Source organism: Paenibacillus psychroresistens (assembly GCF_009728935.1).
Lineage (GTDB): Bacteria > Bacillota > Bacilli > Paenibacillales > NBRC-103111 > Paenibacillus_AC > Paenibacillus_AC psychroresistens.
The window spans coordinates 3461672-3476296 of record NZ_CP034235.1 but is presented as its reverse complement, the minus strand read 5'-3'; the positions used below and the strand labels follow the sequence as shown (position 1 = coordinate 3476296).

The window sequence follows — 14625 nt, the reverse complement described above, 5'->3', positions numbered from 1 at the left end:
AATGAAATATATTGGCAATGAATGTTAGCAGTTGGGACATTCCCGGGCTCATTCTTTCAAACATTACCATTTGCTCCTTTACCTTGGGCTAAAACGCGAACTTTTACAATTCTGGTTGACATTTTTAATCATTTAAATTTAGCTGCAACGGGAAAGAAATCACAAATAAACTTCCCATATTGATCTCACTCTCTACTTTGATTGTACCATTCATAGCCTTGATGATACTAAAAGCAACCATCATACCGAGTCCTGTGCCTTTTTCTTTCGTAGAATAATAAGGGATGCCCAGCCTTTGAATCTGTTCGCTCGTCATACCTGTACCATTATCTTGTATTCGAATAACAATATGCTCCCTAATTGTTAGAACAGCAATATCTACTCTTCCATTTGGTGAAGCTTCTATGCAGTTTTTCACCAAATTGATTAGACATTGTCTAAGCTGCTGGCTATCTCCTAGGATTGGTTGTGCTGTATCCACGACATACGTCAATGTAACTTGCTGCATATTCGCGTAAGGTGTTAATACGCTGATAACTTGTTGAAGTTCTTCAGAAAGATTGAGAAATATCATTTTTTCAACCTGTGGTTTTGCAAATGTTAAATAATCCGAGATTATATTTATGGCTGTATCTAATTCATGTAAGGCAACTTCAGTTAAATTTTGTCTCTTTTCAAACGGCAGCTCCCTCTCTTTAAAAACCTGCAGCAAACCTTTTACTGTAGTTAATGGATTTCTGATTTCATGTGATACGCTGGCTGCGATTTGACTAACAACTATCATTTTTTCGATTTCCTGAAGTTCTTTTTGCATTTTAAAATGGCCAATTAAAAAATCAATAAGATATACTGTCAAATATATCGCAAAGAACACAGTAATTCTGTGTAGGATAAAGCTTACTGTCACTTGATAACTTAATCCAAAAAACCAAAAACATAGAAAGATAAAAAGAATCGGAATTATTGCAATCGATACAATCAGTTTAATAAATTTTGAATGCTTGCTGAGATAATGCTTTCTTGTCATAATTATCAGACTTATATATGTCCAAAACATAAGAATTAAACTAAGGTTTGTCCCATGACCGATGATCATATAACGATAAGCAATCAGAATTACAAAAAGAGTCCCTCCTACCATTGGTCCACCATATAAAACACCAATAGCAAGAGGAACTAGTCTAAAATCGAACATGTATTTGCCTTGATATTGATACGGGAAGGACAAACACAAGATAATTGAGATGCTCAAAAATAGGAATAAAACAAATTTGGAAGAATAACCGCTTTGTTTTCCGTATTTTATCCAAACTAGAAAATAAACAATCGATGGAGCACATATGAACATAAAGTTAATAATGATGCTTTCTAACATTAGAGGCATACGTTCCCCACCCTATTTAAACATTACGTATTCCTATATATTATCATCAAGTAATTACATATGTCATTAAAGCCCAAGATAAATATAGTATATATTACCCATTTCTGTTACTCTGATTTTTTTATTCCCATCCTACATCATCCCACTCCTCAACTTCCCTCATCTCAGCTTTAAGAATATCTCTTAAAGGTACCCATATACATTCATTATCTTCAGCAGAAGGATCCTCAAGTTTTATTTTAACCATCTTTATTATCGCGTCTAATTTGAATACCGTCCCTGTGACTCTCTTCAACTCATACTTGTCAAATACGGTTAGTATTATGGTTCCCTTTGTTTGAATGGCACTATGGATAGCCTGATCTATTGCAGCTACCTCTTGTTCGTCAAGATCAGGTTTAATTAACCGTTTTAAGCTCCTATCATCTGCTACAAGAGCCTCGCGATGCTCTGGCAACACCCACTTAGAAGTCCACATATCGTCTAGTTGTTTGGTCATTTGTAGTGTCCTCCGATCATTTTGGCACGTTCCCGTGCTTGCCCGGCTTCTGTAAGTGAACTGGCGCGCATGATTGCGTCGTCTCCATATCGATCCTTTATATTGTCCATTACCTTGAGCATGTTTATCTTCTTGTCACGGTCATCAAAGAGATCAAGTTGGATTGTACCCTCTTCTACCAAACCCGACAAATCTACACTCAATCTGCCAACGGGCTGCTTATTCCAATTTTTATCGAAAATATGTTTAGCGTTTTCGAATATTTCATCATCTATGTTGGTTGGCTGAGAGATCGTCATTTGTCGGCTGAACCCTCCTGAATCCGTTGAACAGCTGAGAGATACAACATACCCGATTACACCATTCTGCCTTGCTCTCCTGCCAACGATACAACAGAGTTCAAAAAGCATGACTAACACTTGCCAAGCTTGCGTATATTTGTGTGTTTGAAGAGCTCTCCCAGCTCCAATTGTCTTTTGTTCTCCATACACACCTGGGCGGACCAGACCGTCATCGATTCCGTTTGCAATTCTCCAGTAATATTCTGCTTTTATGTCGGAATTCTTCCCGAACTTTGCACGCATCTGCTGCTTGAGCTTCCCAAGATCCCTTCTTGCTAAATCACCAATTGTTTGGATGCCCATCATCATCAAGTGTTGTGTCATCTTTGAAGCCACCATATACATTTGATGAATGGGTAACGGCCATAGATGCTCTGCAATTTCTTCTATCGGAAGTACAAATATACCTTCCGGATGTTTCTTTGCGAAATTATCACAAGCGGTTTTAGCTAAAATTTTTGTGGAGCTAATACCAGCCCTGACATAGACCCCAGTCTGCATCATAACCTTCTCTTGGATTTGTTTGGCTATTTCAACTGGAGGTCCAAATAAATTACTTGATCCTGTGAGATCAAGGAACTGCTCGTCTATGGAAAATGGCTCCACCAAATCGGTAAAGGTACGATAGATGCCGGTAATGTCTAGGGAAACGCGGAGATACTCCTCCATTCGAGGACGAATGATGATTAATTCAGGACACTTTCCAAGTGCCTCGCCAATTCGTTCGGCAGTTGTAACCCCCTTCTTTTTGGCAAGTGGGCATGCAGCGAGAATAATCCCCGACCTACGCTCAGGGTCACCAATAGCTACCGGCATATCTTTGTATTCTGGATGCGCAGCTTTCTCAACAGAGGCATAGAAGCTTTGACAATCGAATAGCGCAATAGTCCTCAAGGGTTTCATAGAATCCCCCCGCTTTTAATACTGTTCAAGTCCAGGTTAAGCAACACGCAAACTTTAACAACTACACAAGCTTTAATCATGCTTGGTAAAAACTTAACTTCATGCTTGTAGCCCCGACATAAATATTTAGCTGTTATCCCTCTCTGTGAAGTTTCTTGATCAAATATTTTAATCCCTCGATTCCGCAACTCGCGGTTTAAATCGGTCAACTCAACAGTTACGATTTTCTGAATGTTTTTTATGCTTCCTATGTAAACCAAGGGAATTTTAAAATCGGCATTCTTCATTTTGCCAATATCACGCTCCAAAACATCTAGGATAACAGGATAAATAATACAGTTCTTGACCATTACTAGTTCATCTAACGTCATCTCTTGAGGTTTTTTCATGGTCGAGTTCCTTTCTTATCATCTACAATATACGCACGTATGTTCTATCTAGTATATGCATTATATACGAACATTTATTCGCATTTCAAGAAGAATATTTTTACAAACAAAAAAATCCTCATGTTATAGAGTGCGGCGCTAGTTGATGGACTCCACTGTTTATTAAAGCGGGGTTTATTGGTGTTCTTTCTAAAAGGAAAAATCATAACATAGTTGGAGTAGCAAATAACTTATTGGAGGTATACATGAAAAAAAAGTTATTCCTTGCATTGGGTTTAGCGAGTATCATAGCTCTTTCAGTTTCAATCGGGGTTTATGCAGCAAGTGATATTAAATTGTTTATTAACGGCAAAGCAATAGTCACAGATATTCAAATTATTAAGGGTTCTTCGTATGTTCCATTAAAGGTTGTCAGCGAATCATTGGGTGCTGAGGTTAAGTGGGACGGGGTAAAGCGAACAATAACTATTACATCTAGTACTCAGGTTGCTACTCCAGCACCAGCGGATTATACTCTTGAATTCCCGATTGAGCGATATCCTTTAACCGCTAAACATATTCTACTTGCAATAGCAAAAGGCGAATCCGATACATGCACCATTGATCGTGAAGGAGCAGACGAAAACAGAGACGAATCACTGAAGGGAATCCTTACAAAAAATGACTATGATCGTGACGAGTGGCCAATGGCGATGTGTGCAGAGGGTGGTTCTGGAGCTGATGTTGAGTACGTATTATCAAGTGACAATCGCGGTTCTGGATCGTGGGTTGGAAATCAACTAGAAAAATATCCAAATGGAACGAAGGTCTTATTTATTTTTAAAGCCAGCAGTTCTACAGCTGCAAGTACGCCTACACCTACACCTACACCATCGAATGTAATTGATATAGATAAATATAAATCATGCGCGGAAGTAAAAGCAGCTGGAAAAGCTCCGATCCGCACAGGTGAACCCGGTTACAGTTCCAGTTTAGATCGTGATGGTGATGGAATCGCTTGTGAAATTAATTAAAGAAGTAAAACAAACCCACATCTCCTTCGAGTGTGGGTTTGTTATATTAATGGATTAGAGCTCCTTATTCGTTGCGGGAGGATAAGAAGTTTAGATTACAAATGCACTACTAATAATAACTAAAAGGATAAAAAGAACTAAGATTGAAGCCGAACTTGTGAATCCACCTACACCTACGCCCATATCTCTCAACTCCCCTCATGGGAAAAATTCAATACATAACGTAGTATATGAAGTTGAGCATGAATTGATTGGGTTATTGTTTATTAGCCATAAATGGGTTTTGAAATCCCTGATTAAATTCCCTTTAATATACAATCCGTGCTATAATTCCAATGATTTACATCGAAATCATAACAGAATCGAGTGATCATCAATGGCGGTAAAGGTTTGCAGTTCATGCGGCGAGGATAATAAGGAAAATGCTGTTATTTGTGCTTCCTGCAATAAGACTTTACATGATGCAACCATTAGAGGAACATTAGATTCTGATAAAAACCAGAACTCTTCAACAAAAAGCTCAATAAAATTTTGTTCTAAATGTAACGAGAGATTAGAAGTAGGCGCTTTAAAATGTAAATATTGCCAAACTCCAACTATTAAAGCTAAGAAGGCTCCCACTACTTACAATTCTCAACAAACATACGGAAGCGGAAAATCATACTTTTTGCTTTATCTTGTAACTTTTCTCATCCCTTTTATCGGGTTGATTGTAGGAGGAATTATTTCATTTGATGATGACCCCGAAAAAAGTGAAGCTGGCAAAGGAATTTTAATATTTGGGATCATTATGATTGTAGTTAGTGCTATTTTCTGGACGATAGTCATCTCTTCAGCAACTTGATAAATACCAACAATAATTTACTTTTAATAGATTATTTGACATAATTATGCTTACAATTACATTAATTCGATGTATATTGTAAAAAATTGTCATAAAATCTAGAAGGAAAGTAAATGAAAAAGTTAGGATTAGATAATTGTAGTCAATTCCACTGCTTCTACAATTAATGGAGTACCCGCAGATAAAGTGCCAGTGACCGTATTAAAGGTCAATTCGGTTGCAGTAATAGAATAAGATCCACCCTCTTGAAGTACACCATTTATATAGAAATTATAGTAGCCATTAGTTACAACCGGAAAAGCGGTAGCAGGAACGCCTGTATCTGTTAGAAAAGCTGTTGCTAGGATTTCTGTTCCATCTGCAACGACTAATGGTGCTGCCAAAACATTAAAAAATCTAGTAGAATCACCAGTGACATTGACATGAATATTTATTAGAGAAAGTGCCATTTGATTCACCTCCCTTCCACTCTATAGTAAATGCAACTCTACTAAGAAATGGAATGGCAAATAATAGGGTAGATATGATTCAACTTTTACGGGAGCTATTTAGTAGAGAATCCTACTGATTCTACAATTATGGGTGTGCCTGCAGTGATGATTTCACCTACGGGATTAAAAGTTAATGAGCTCGCACTAACCTTATATAAATTCCCTTCTTGCATAACACCGTTAAGATATAAATTAAAATACCCATTTGGTACGAACACCATAAATTCGGTAGTACGGTTTCCCGCATCATTTAAAAATAATTGGGCTGGGATCACCGTCGTATCTGTGAAATGAATATCCGAGCTTGGAATATAAAAATATCTTTTAATGATTGGTATGGTGCTAAGCTCTGATTTGTTACCTAAAGGGAAGCATCCTATTATAATAGGATTGACTACAATATGTGGCTTACATTCTACTACTATATTTTTGATCATTTTTTGTTCTTTCATAAGTTTTTCTATATCTTTTAACATGCGCATCCAGCGCTTTTTCATATCATCACCCCTTGTGATTATTAATATATGAATATAGTTGGTTGTCTGCTTGTTATATGGCACATAAAATAAAAAACAGATCTGAGGAAGATTATATTCCTAGATCTGTTTTCGCTTAGCTTATCAAGCTTACCTTAAAGCTCGTTGCGGAGCATTACAATCCAGATTCGGGAGCGGGCTGGCCTGGATCGATGTAATACTGGAGCTTGTGGGCTGATCTTGCAAGGATTTATTAATATCGTGAATGACAAAGCCCATCCCTACGACAGCCAGTACAAATATCACACTTAGACTAATTTGCATCATGTAATATTCGCGAATATGCTGAAGCTTTTCCTTCCAATCCAGTTGCTTAAACTGAATTTTTTGCATGGGCGAGTATCCGATTAAAAGGTGATAGGCTTCGTTAATGACGGCAAAAATCGGTTCTCCTAAAGAGGGCTGCTCATCCTGTGCGAGGTACTTGTATTTTTTGACTAAATGAAAATAACGGCTCTCGATCTCCTGACGCTGGGCTTCCTCCGGTAAACCAAGAATCTTGAACGCTTCTAAGCGATCCTGCATGGCGTTCCCTCCTTTTTATTAAAAGGGTTCGCAAAAGGATGGAAGAATATGCACGAGAAACAATAAATAGCCTTATCTCACCTATCTTCTACCCAAACCTAAGTAGCTTGGATGAATAAACTACTTCTGTGGAGGTGAAACCGATTATGAATTGTCAAATTGATGTTGTAACTATTAGATTTGGTTGCCAAGACTGCCATTTTATTATCAAAAAAGTGAATATCGTTGGTAGCGCTGCGCCCTGTAAGTCTTTCTTAGTCGTAGGAAAACGAGTTGCTGCTGCTAGAAAATGCTTATTGAGGAACGGTTTTGTACTTGTCAGCTGCATTAATCACGTTTTTATATTTGAACGCAGACGGTTTTTCTAAAGCCTTTTAATTATTCAGAGATGACAAATTAGACGCACAGCCACAAGGTGGTGTGCGTCTAATTTAAAATTCGTTCTGCAAAGCTCCAACCCTATTCCACGATTAAATTTGCTGTCATATTCATGTGTCCATCTCCACAAGGCACGGAGCATTTGATTAAGAAAGTTCCTGCTTTGTCAGGTGTAAAGGTTGCTGTTGGAGTCTCCGAGTTTAAGTTAACATCAAAATCTACTAGCCTTGCTCCGTGTTTACCATCTTTCATTTCCAAGGACAAATTAACAGGTACACCTTTTTTAACATGATACTCAGGCTTGTCAAACTTGAAGGTTGCTGCGCTGGCAATTAACTTCACTTCTTGTGCGGCTTCTGTGCTTACTGGCGCTGTGGTGGCAGCGGCATCCGTAGCGGCAGGAGCTACAGTCGCTGACGGCGTTTTCTCCGCCATAGTAGCCTCCTCTTTTTTTGCACCGCAGGCGCTTAAGGCAACAATGAGAACAAGTACCGACATAAAGAATAACAAATGCTTTCTCATAAAGACCCTCCTTCTATACCCTTATTTTATGGAGCTATATAAGTTAACGAAGATTGGGCTAGTCCGGTTTGATTTTTATGATCATTCATAAATTTCGCTTCGTCATTTGATAGACACCTGCTGCTCCAAGCCCAATAGTCGAAATTAACACTAGCTTCTCATAAACCACATTCGGGACCAGAACAAACACGGCTGCAATCATAAGCGCGACCAAAGGCAGAAATTTAGTATCTACTAGATTAAAAGATTTAAAGACCGTTACATAAGAGGCAACGATCGCGGATATCGTAATAATCATCTCATTATTCATAGGATCAGCTCCATGCTGCGATTTTACTCTATCATACGAATCTCTTAATCAAACGGTTTGTATGCTTTGTAAAATTTTCGGCATATTTGATTGATTCCGCGCATAAACTATAAATTGTGTGAATAAATCCTAAGGAGTCGATTCTATTTTGAAATACCGTATTGTGCTTGACAATCATAACTTAATCGCATTTGAAGAATGGCCCGCTGCAATTGTTTACTTCTATAATAAAATCTCCACATGCTTCAGTGATGTAATCGAGTTTTATGAGCATGATATCATCATTTTCACATGGGTTAAAGGAAAAGGCTTGATTCATAAAAAAACCAAACCGACACTTTCCCATGAACCATTTGGACGCAAAAAAGGAGCCGTCGAAACGACCCCTTCCTAACTTTTATTAAATTACTTGTTTGCTGATTGAGCACCGTCTACATTGATGAATGGAATCGTACCCCCAGTTACGTTCGGTAATTTACCGTCCCATTTATCAACTGCTTTTTCTTGAACCTCGATTTGTTTAAGTAAAACTAGATCCGGCGTGATCTCCAGCTTCTTCAACCTCAGCGACTCGGCTTCTGCCCCCGCTTCGGCTATCTTCTGCTTGGCTTCAATTTCAATCCGACGCAGATCGTTTTCAGCTTTAATCGCTTGCTGAGCCGCAACTTGCTTGGCTTCGATTGATTCATTAAATGCTTTTTCGAATTCGAAGTTAGTAATGCTAATATCCGTTACGATTAAATCATACTTAACCAGCTTCTTTTCCAAGCCTTCTTTAATACCTACAGCAACGGTTTCACGTTTCGTAACAAGCTCTTCAGCCGAATACATCGAAGTCGTTGCTTTCAATACCTCTTGAATCGCAGGTGCGATAATCACATTGGCATAACCAGCACCTACAGTGGATAACAATCGGGAAGCTCTGGTTTCATCTACTCGATAGTTGACCACTATGCTTGTATGCGTAGTCTGCATATCCTTCGATGAAGCCGCTGCTTGCGTTTCTGATTTCAATACTTGCGTATTCACAATAATAATTTCCTGCATGAACGGAATTTTGAAATGTAGACCCGCGCTTAGATAGCCGGAGTCCAATTTACCCAGTGTTTTTTTGACACCGACATATCCCGATTGCACCGTTGTAAAACCATTAAACACAATAATTAAACCCAGTACTACAGCTAATCCGATCGTCACATAATTGCGAATATTCTTGTTGTTTTCTGCATTTACTTTCTTGACTTGGTCTGTCCCTTGAAATTCCATATTCATCCCCCACTCCGAATCTGATCAAATTTACTCTATACCATACGTAAGACTATAACAAAGGTCTCATTTTTCTTGTCTATAGCTGTATAGGAGTAAAAATAACTTAGCGAAAGGAAAGATAATCATGTATAGAAGTGGATATCGACTGAAAACGGATGTTGATTTTGATAATGCGATTATTTTTCGATTAATTATTTCCATTACTCAACAAGACATGCACGTAGGCAGCGGATTTATTAAATCACATAACAACGAGGTTGTTTACATCAGTAATTTTGCTGTTTCCAAAGAGCACTGTGAATTTAAAATTTGTTTATAGCATATTAGCTTTTACATAACAACTGAATAGCCATATGGTATAATTCGGATAGGATAATCTAGGAGGAATCTACCATGGGAAAAATTTTTGATGCTTTATTGCCTGAACACGAAGACTTCATCCGCAAGCAACGTCTATTCTTTGTAGGATCAGCCCCTTTAAGCGACGAGGGTCATGTTAATTTATCCCCTAAAGGACACGATGTTCTGCGCATTATCTCCCCCACAGAAATAGCTTACTTGGATTTAACGGGGAGTGGCAATGAAACTAGTGCTCATATAGCTGAAAACGGCCGGATTACGCTCATGTTTTGTGCATTCGAAGGCCCACCGCTGATACTTAGAGGATATGGCACTGGACGTGTCATCTTGCCTGAGACGACTGAATGGGATGACTTGATTCCACAATTTGAACTACTTCCCGGAGCGCGCCAAATTATCTATATAACCATGCATAAGGTTCAAACCTCATGCGGGTATGCCGTCCCCAACTTCAGCTACACCAGTGAACGCGAAACACTCAAACGCTGGGCTGTTCAAAAGGGCGAGGAAGGTCTCGAGCAATATCATCGTGACAGGAATAGCATCAGCCTGGACGGTTTGCCTACTCCGATTGGAGAATCTTTGGTATAAAAAAATGGACAAAAGAGCTGCAGCATATGCGGCTCTTTTTTATGTCGTGTAAGCAAACATAAAAGGTTTTAATAAGGGAATACTTTAACAATTAAGTTTCGATTAGGAGGACTTTAATTGTGAGTAATGCAGAAAGTACGTTATCGATATTTTCTTTAGGCGGGATTAATGAAATCGGCAAGAATATGTATGTTGTTCAATATTCAAACGATATTATTGTCATCGACTGCGGTTCCAAGTTTCCAGATGAAAGCTTATTAGGTATTGATTTAATCATTCCAGATATGAGTTATCTCCAAGAGAATAAGCAAAAAATTCGTGCTTTAGTTGTCACTCATGGTCACGAAGATCATATTGGCGGCATCCCCTATCTCTTAAAAAAATTGAATTTGCCCATCTATGCAACGCGCTTAACTCTAGGCTTAATTGAGGTTAAGTTAAAAGAGCATGGTCTGCTTGGGGAATCCCAAAGAGTTATTATTGACTCCGATTCAAATATCAATTTTGGAATGATGCAGCTAAGCTTTTTCAAAACGAACCACAGTATCCCAGATTGCTTAGGCGTGGTATTCCATACACCTGAAGGTACTGTCGTACATACAGGTGATTTTAAATTCGATTTAACTCCTGTAAATGATCAATATCCAGACATCCATAAAATGGCGGAAATCGGTCAAAAAGGTGTCTTGGTTCTCTTATCAGAAAGCACGAATGCCGAACGACCGGGATTTACTGCCTCAGAGCGGATAGTAGGTCAGAATATTGAGGAAGCATTCAGTAAAGCCACCCGCAAGGTTTTTATCTCTACGTTTGCTTCTAATGTCCATCGTGTGCAGCAGGTCGTAGATGCAGCTATAAAAACAAACCGCAAGCTTGTTCTACTTGGTCGAAGTATGGTAAATGTAGTAACGGTTGCCCAAGAGCTTGGTTATTTAAGTATCCCTGAAGGGATGTTAGTTGAAGCAAGTGAAATTAATCGTTTGCCGGCTGATAGGGTGGCGATTCTCTGCACGGGAAGCCAGGGAGAACCTATGGCTGCCTTGTCTCGTCTATCCAGATCAAACTATCGTTCAGCAGAAATCCTCGCAGATGATACGGTCATTATGGCCTCAAGCCCTATACCAGGAAATGAACGAAATGTTGCCCATATCGTTGATAATTTATTTCTGCTCGGTGCCCATGTTATCTATGGGTCAGGGAATGTTACCGGGATGCATGTATCTGGACATGCTAGCCAAGAGGAGCTGAAGCTGATGCTTACCTTAATGAAGCCCAAATATTTTATTCCCATACACGGTGAATATCGAATGCTCCATCAGCATCGTCAGCTGGCCGTATCGGTTGGCGTGCAGAAAGAGAATGTTTATATTATTAACAATGGCGATGTTGTTGATATTAACGACTCGGTTGCTCGTCAGACTCGTAAGGTACATGCAGGGAATATCCTCATCGATGGATTGGGTATTGGCGATGTGGGAAATATTGTGCTGCGTGATCGCAAACAGCTTTCTGAGGACGGCATGCTTGTCATCGTCATTACGCTTAGTAAATCAGAAGGTATAATTATTTCCGGACCTGATACTATTTCCAGAGGATTCGTATATGTTCGTGACTCGGAAGATCTCATGAAAGACGTTAATCGACTAGTCGTAACGACCATCAACAGCTTGCAAGAGGCGAATGTAAACCGCTGGAATGTGCTTAAGCAAAGCATCAAAGAAGCAGTTAGCCAATACTTGTATGCAAAGACAAAAAGAAGACCGATGATTCTGCCAATCATTATTGAAGTGTAAATTTATTGAAAAAAAAATTATTTTATCCCCCTTAGAATGGCGCTTAGATCTTGTTTTGCAACCTTAGTAATTAAATCTCCATGTTTTTTCAAGCGATCTTCTATGGTAAACAAATTAAACGTGCGAAGATCTACATTCTGCTTAACTTCTGTCCATAAAAGCGGTGTAGATACGGTCGCAAGCTTTCTAGCGCGAGGCGTATAAGGGGCAGAAAGGCTTTTCCCTGCAGAATGCTGTACATAATCAATATAAATTTTGCTGCCCCGATTCTTAATCAATCTTTCGATTGTGAATAGATCGGGGTATTTTTCAGTCAAAAATCGGCCTAAAAAATGACCAATTCTGCGTAATTGCTCAAAAGTATGCCCCCTCTTTATCGGGATGATAATTTGAACCCCTGTTGCGCCCGAGGTTTTTGGTATTGAATTAATCCCCAATGAATTAAGCGTATCGCCAATAATAGCGATGGCCTCCATCAGTCTCGGCTCGTCTTCCTCACTTGGGTCAATGTCCAGAATCCACTCTGCTGGTTCTTCTCCGCCCACATATTCGAATGACGTATGGAACTCAAGCGCAGCTAAATTCCCTAACCATAGAAGAGTCGATAAGGAATCTAGAATAACATAATGTATGCTGTCTTTTTGGGCTGAGTTTACGAAAGCAGGTGCTGTGGGTGGGATGTTCTTCTGATAAAATGATTTGCCGTCAATCCCATTCGGATAACGAATCGTCGTTAAATAGCGATTTTGACAGTAAGGCAGTAGATAAGGAGCTAGGATAATCAGCTTTTGCATATATTGCAGCTTAGTAATGCCTAACTCCGGCCAGAGCAGCTTGTTTGGATTGGATAGAGTTATATCTTGTCCTTCTATGGTTATGGTTTCTTTGATTGCAACGGCCATATGGATCGCTCCCTTCACATGATGTGGAATTAGCTGTCTAATTAAGAGGGAACTTTTTCTTTGCGCTTCGTTTTCGCTGCTGGTTTCGCTTTAACCTCACCCGTTGCTTTGGGCGTAAGCTTTGCTGCTTCCAGACTAGCCTGTAAAGCTGACATTAGGTCGATTACATTAGTCTTTTTAACTTGAGGCGAGACTTGAACCTCTTCCCCAGCAATTTTGTGTTCAATGGCTTCCATAAATGCCGCCCGATAATCATCCTTATACTTGGCTGCTTCGAATGGTGTAGAAAGCTGATCTATCAGCATTTTGGCCATAGACAATTCTTTATCATTCACATTAATTTGCTCTGGCAGGTTAGGAACCTGAGTGATAGACCTCACTTCATCTGGATAAAACATGGTTTCCATAGCAAGACAGTTGTCAATAACACGGATACAGCATAAGCTGCTTTTCGAACGAATCGATACTTTAGCGATCCCGATTTTACCTGTTTGTTTAAGCGACTCCAGAAGCAAGCTATAAGCATTGGCACCCGTATCTCCCGGAGAAAGGTAATACGTTTTCTGAAAATAGATCGGGTCAATTTCTACCAAATCGACAAAATCCAATATTTTAATTTCTTTATTAACCTCGCCGTTCAAACGCTCGATCTCCTCTTTCTCAAATACAACAAAACGGCCTGGCTCATATTCATAACCTCGTGCAATATCCTCCCACTCCACCTCTTTATCGCAGGTTGGGCATTTGCGCACCATATTTAGCGGCGTCGAACAGCTTCTGTGAATATAACGTGTTGAGATATCTTTATCCTCGGTTGCCGAAAACATCTTCACTGGAACATGAACCAAACCAAAGCTAATTGCGCCTTTCCAAAGTGTATGCATCTTAATTTCCTCCCTAATGAATGGTTTTAGGCCAATAATGGCATCGTAAACATTATTATGCGTAAGTTGCTCAAATTCCATGAGTCCGCTAGGAGGAAATATAAAAATGAATAAAGCTGTTTTTTTAGATAGAGATGGAGTTATTAATGAAGTGCTCAGCAGTCGAGTTAAGTTTGTTAATAAGCCCAGTGATCTTTACTTATTACCTTGGGTTGCCGAATCCATAAAAATCCTCAATGACCTCAACTACAAGGTGTTTATTATTACCAATCAAGGAGGGATCGGACTTGGTTATATGAGTGACAAGGCATTAATCGATATTCATGTGAAGCTAGTCGAACAGCTTCTTGAGGAAGCTGATGCTCAAATCGATGATATTGCTTATTGTCCACATAAGCCTCATGCTGATTGTGCTTGTCGAAAGCCAAAGCCAACTATGATTCTCGAATTAGCCCAAAAACATAATATTGACCTGCAACGCAGCTTTACCGTTGGTGATCGGGGAGTGGACATCGTTGCTGGCAGATTGGCAGGAACCCGTACCATTCTAATTATTGAGGAAGAAGAAATTATCCCTGTGGTTGATGTAGATAATGTTGTCTATTCCTTGAAGGAAGCCGTTGCTTGGATTGTGGAATTAAGTCAAGTACCTGAGTTAAGCTTGCGTTAAAAAGAAAAGACTCCGCGGAGG

20 protein-coding genes and 1 pseudogene are annotated in these 14625 nt (G+C 39.3%); 8 read left to right on the top strand and 13 right to left on the bottom strand.

The features are described 5' to 3' along the window. Positions 1-124: 124 nt before the first annotated feature. The 4 genes from EHS13_RS15515 to EHS13_RS15500 form a co-directional block, all read right to left on the bottom strand. The gene (locus tag EHS13_RS15515) at positions 125-1384 is read right to left on the bottom strand and encodes an ATP-binding protein (protein ID WP_155701211.1); all 1260 of its coding nucleotides are present in this window, start codon (positions 1382-1384) and stop codon (positions 125-127) included. 121 nt (positions 1385-1505) lie between these two features. Next, positions 1506-1883 (bottom strand): YolD-like family protein, encoded by a 378-nt coding sequence (locus EHS13_RS15510; protein WP_155701210.1) that lies wholly within the window; start codon positions 1881-1883, stop codon positions 1506-1508. Continuing rightward, positions 1880-3127 carry a DNA polymerase IV gene (locus tag EHS13_RS15505; protein WP_155701209.1) on the bottom strand — a complete coding sequence of 416 codons (1248 nt, stop codon included), beginning with the start codon at positions 3125-3127 and terminating at the stop codon, positions 1880-1882. The genes EHS13_RS15510 and EHS13_RS15505 overlap by 4 nt, the downstream gene beginning before the upstream one ends. Beyond that, a complete protein-coding gene (locus EHS13_RS15500) occupies positions 3124-3516 on the bottom strand; it encodes a YhjD family protein (protein WP_155701208.1) in 393 nt (130 codons plus the stop codon). The genes EHS13_RS15505 and EHS13_RS15500 overlap by 4 nt, the downstream gene beginning before the upstream one ends. Positions 3517-3761: 245 nt before the next feature. On the opposite strand from EHS13_RS15500, the pseudogene EHS13_RS37535 reads away from it, so the two are divergent. Together EHS13_RS37535 and EHS13_RS36770 are read left to right on the top strand one after the other, a co-directional pair. Beyond that, positions 3762-4340: pseudogene (locus EHS13_RS37535) on the top strand (stalk domain-containing protein); the annotation flags it as partial. Further along, positions 4332-4529, top strand: coding sequence for an excalibur calcium-binding domain-containing protein (locus tag EHS13_RS36770; RefSeq protein WP_227014031.1), 198 nt, complete (start codon positions 4332-4334; stop codon positions 4527-4529). The pseudogene EHS13_RS37535 and the gene EHS13_RS36770, both read left to right, overlap by 9 nt. A 90-nt stretch (positions 4530-4619) precedes the next feature. Here EHS13_RS36770 and EHS13_RS15490 read toward each other — a convergent pair whose 3' ends face one another. Then, positions 4620-4712: a YjcZ family sporulation protein gene (locus EHS13_RS15490; protein ID WP_155701206.1), complete on the bottom strand. Its 93-nt coding sequence runs from the start codon at positions 4710-4712 to the stop codon at positions 4620-4622. A gap of 193 nt (positions 4713-4905) precedes the next feature. Here EHS13_RS15490 and EHS13_RS15485 point away from each other — a divergent pair, with 193 nt between their 5' ends. Continuing rightward, positions 4906-5373, top strand: a complete 468-nt coding sequence (locus EHS13_RS15485; protein ID WP_155701205.1) for a hypothetical protein — start codon at positions 4906-4908, stop codon at positions 5371-5373. 128 nt (positions 5374-5501) lie between these two features. Here EHS13_RS15485 and EHS13_RS15480 read toward each other — a convergent pair whose 3' ends face one another. The 5 genes from EHS13_RS15480 to EHS13_RS15460 all read right to left on the bottom strand — a co-directional run bounded on the left by EHS13_RS15480 (position 5502) and on the right by EHS13_RS15460 (position 8135). After that, positions 5502-5822, bottom strand: coding sequence for a DUF4183 domain-containing protein (locus tag EHS13_RS15480; protein WP_155701204.1), 321 nt, complete (start codon positions 5820-5822; stop codon positions 5502-5504). A gap of 95 nt (positions 5823-5917) precedes the next feature. Next, entirely contained in the window at positions 5918-6361 is a 444-nt protein-coding gene (locus tag EHS13_RS15475; protein ID WP_155701203.1) for a DUF4183 domain-containing protein, read from the bottom strand. Positions 6362-6490: 129 nt separating this feature from the next. Beyond that, on the bottom strand, positions 6491-6925 hold the full coding sequence (locus EHS13_RS15470; protein WP_155701202.1) for a J domain-containing protein: 435 nt from the start codon (positions 6923-6925) through the stop codon (positions 6491-6493). Positions 6926-7384: 459 nt separating this feature from the next. Next, positions 7385-7825, bottom strand: coding sequence for a cupredoxin domain-containing protein (locus tag EHS13_RS15465; protein WP_155701201.1), 441 nt, complete (start codon positions 7823-7825; stop codon positions 7385-7387). 85 nt (positions 7826-7910) lie between these two features. Then, positions 7911-8135, bottom strand: coding sequence for a hypothetical protein (locus tag EHS13_RS15460; protein WP_155701200.1), 225 nt, complete (start codon positions 8133-8135; stop codon positions 7911-7913). A 148-nt stretch (positions 8136-8283) separates the two neighbouring features. Here EHS13_RS15460 and EHS13_RS15455 point away from each other — a divergent pair, with 148 nt between their 5' ends. Then, positions 8284-8529 carry a hypothetical protein gene (locus EHS13_RS15455; RefSeq protein WP_155701199.1) on the top strand — a complete coding sequence of 82 codons (246 nt, stop codon included), beginning with the start codon at positions 8284-8286 and terminating at the stop codon, positions 8527-8529. A gap of 11 nt (positions 8530-8540) precedes the next feature. Here the strand turns inward: EHS13_RS15455 and EHS13_RS15450 are convergent, their stop codons facing one another. Beyond that, positions 8541-9401: a prohibitin family protein gene (locus EHS13_RS15450; RefSeq protein ID WP_155701198.1), complete on the bottom strand. Its 861-nt coding sequence runs from the start codon at positions 9399-9401 to the stop codon at positions 8541-8543. A 127-nt stretch (positions 9402-9528) separates the two neighbouring features. On the opposite strand from EHS13_RS15450, the gene EHS13_RS15445 reads away from it, so the two are divergent. The 3 genes from EHS13_RS15445 to EHS13_RS15435 all read left to right on the top strand — a co-directional run bounded on the left by EHS13_RS15445 (position 9529) and on the right by EHS13_RS15435 (position 12148). Continuing rightward, positions 9529-9723 carry a hypothetical protein gene (locus tag EHS13_RS15445; RefSeq protein ID WP_155701197.1) on the top strand — a complete coding sequence of 65 codons (195 nt, stop codon included), beginning with the start codon at positions 9529-9531 and terminating at the stop codon, positions 9721-9723. Between the two features lie 74 nt (positions 9724-9797). Beyond that, the gene (locus EHS13_RS15440) at positions 9798-10355 is read left to right on the top strand and encodes a pyridoxamine 5'-phosphate oxidase family protein (RefSeq protein WP_155701196.1); all 558 of its coding nucleotides are present in this window, start codon (positions 9798-9800) and stop codon (positions 10353-10355) included. 119 nt (positions 10356-10474) lie between these two features. Continuing rightward, positions 10475-12148 (top strand): ribonuclease J, encoded by a 1674-nt coding sequence (locus EHS13_RS15435; protein ID WP_155701195.1) that lies wholly within the window; start codon positions 10475-10477, stop codon positions 12146-12148. Positions 12149-12165: 17 nt separating this feature from the next. On the opposite strand, the gene ligD is transcribed toward EHS13_RS15435, so the two are convergent. Beyond that, positions 12166-13050 carry a non-homologous end-joining DNA ligase gene (ligD, locus tag EHS13_RS15430; RefSeq protein ID WP_155701194.1) on the bottom strand — a complete coding sequence of 295 codons (885 nt, stop codon included), beginning with the start codon at positions 13048-13050 and terminating at the stop codon, positions 12166-12168. A gap of 41 nt (positions 13051-13091) precedes the next feature. Continuing rightward, a complete protein-coding gene (gene ku / locus EHS13_RS15425; RefSeq protein ID WP_155701193.1) occupies positions 13092-13934 on the bottom strand; it encodes a non-homologous end joining protein Ku in 843 nt (280 codons plus the stop codon). Between the two features lie 106 nt (positions 13935-14040). Between ku and EHS13_RS15420 the strand changes: the two genes are divergently transcribed. Beyond that, entirely contained in the window at positions 14041-14604 is a 564-nt protein-coding gene (locus tag EHS13_RS15420) for a D-glycero-alpha-D-manno-heptose-1,7-bisphosphate 7-phosphatase (RefSeq protein WP_155701192.1), read from the top strand. Positions 14605-14625 lie beyond the last annotated feature (21 nt).

Coding starts and splice junctions, on each gene's coding strand:
- EHS13_RS15515 (WP_155701211.1), bottom strand. CDS start 1,384: ATGCCTCTAATGTTAGAAAGCATCATTATTAACTTTATGTTCATATGT.
- EHS13_RS15510 (WP_155701210.1), bottom strand. CDS start 1,883: ATGACCAAACAACTAGACGATATGTGGACTTCTAAGTGGGTGTTGCCA.
- EHS13_RS15505 (WP_155701209.1), bottom strand. CDS start 3,127: ATGAAACCCTTGAGGACTATTGCGCTATTCGATTGTCAAAGCTTCTAT.
- EHS13_RS15500 (WP_155701208.1), bottom strand. CDS start 3,516: ATGAAAAAACCTCAAGAGATGACGTTAGATGAACTAGTAATGGTCAAG.
- EHS13_RS15490 (WP_155701206.1), bottom strand. CDS start 4,712: ATGGGCGTAGGTGTAGGTGGATTCACAAGTTCGGCTTCAATCTTAGTT.
- EHS13_RS15485 (WP_155701205.1), top strand. CDS start 4,906: ATGGCGGTAAAGGTTTGCAGTTCATGCGGCGAGGATAATAAGGAAAAT.
- EHS13_RS15480 (WP_155701204.1), bottom strand. CDS start 5,822: ATGGCACTTTCTCTAATAAATATTCATGTCAATGTCACTGGTGATTCT.
- EHS13_RS15475 (WP_155701203.1), bottom strand. CDS start 6,361: ATGAAAAAGCGCTGGATGCGCATGTTAAAAGATATAGAAAAACTTATG.
- EHS13_RS15470 (WP_155701202.1), bottom strand. CDS start 6,925: ATGCAGGATCGCTTAGAAGCGTTCAAGATTCTTGGTTTACCGGAGGAA.
- EHS13_RS15465 (WP_155701201.1), bottom strand. CDS start 7,825: ATGAGAAAGCATTTGTTATTCTTTATGTCGGTACTTGTTCTCATTGTT.
- EHS13_RS15460 (WP_155701200.1), bottom strand. CDS start 8,135: ATGAATAATGAGATGATTATTACGATATCCGCGATCGTTGCCTCTTAT.
- EHS13_RS15450 (WP_155701198.1), bottom strand. CDS start 9,401: ATGGAATTTCAAGGGACAGACCAAGTCAAGAAAGTAAATGCAGAAAAC.
- EHS13_RS15445 (WP_155701197.1), top strand. CDS start 9,529: ATGTATAGAAGTGGATATCGACTGAAAACGGATGTTGATTTTGATAAT.
- EHS13_RS15440 (WP_155701196.1), top strand. CDS start 9,798: ATGGGAAAAATTTTTGATGCTTTATTGCCTGAACACGAAGACTTCATC.
- ligD (WP_155701194.1), bottom strand. CDS start 13,050: ATGGCCGTTGCAATCAAAGAAACCATAACCATAGAAGGACAAGATATA.
- ku (WP_155701193.1), bottom strand. CDS start 13,934: ATGCATACACTTTGGAAAGGCGCAATTAGCTTTGGTTTGGTTCATGTT.
- EHS13_RS15420 (WP_155701192.1), top strand. CDS start 14,041: ATGAATAAAGCTGTTTTTTTAGATAGAGATGGAGTTATTAATGAAGTG.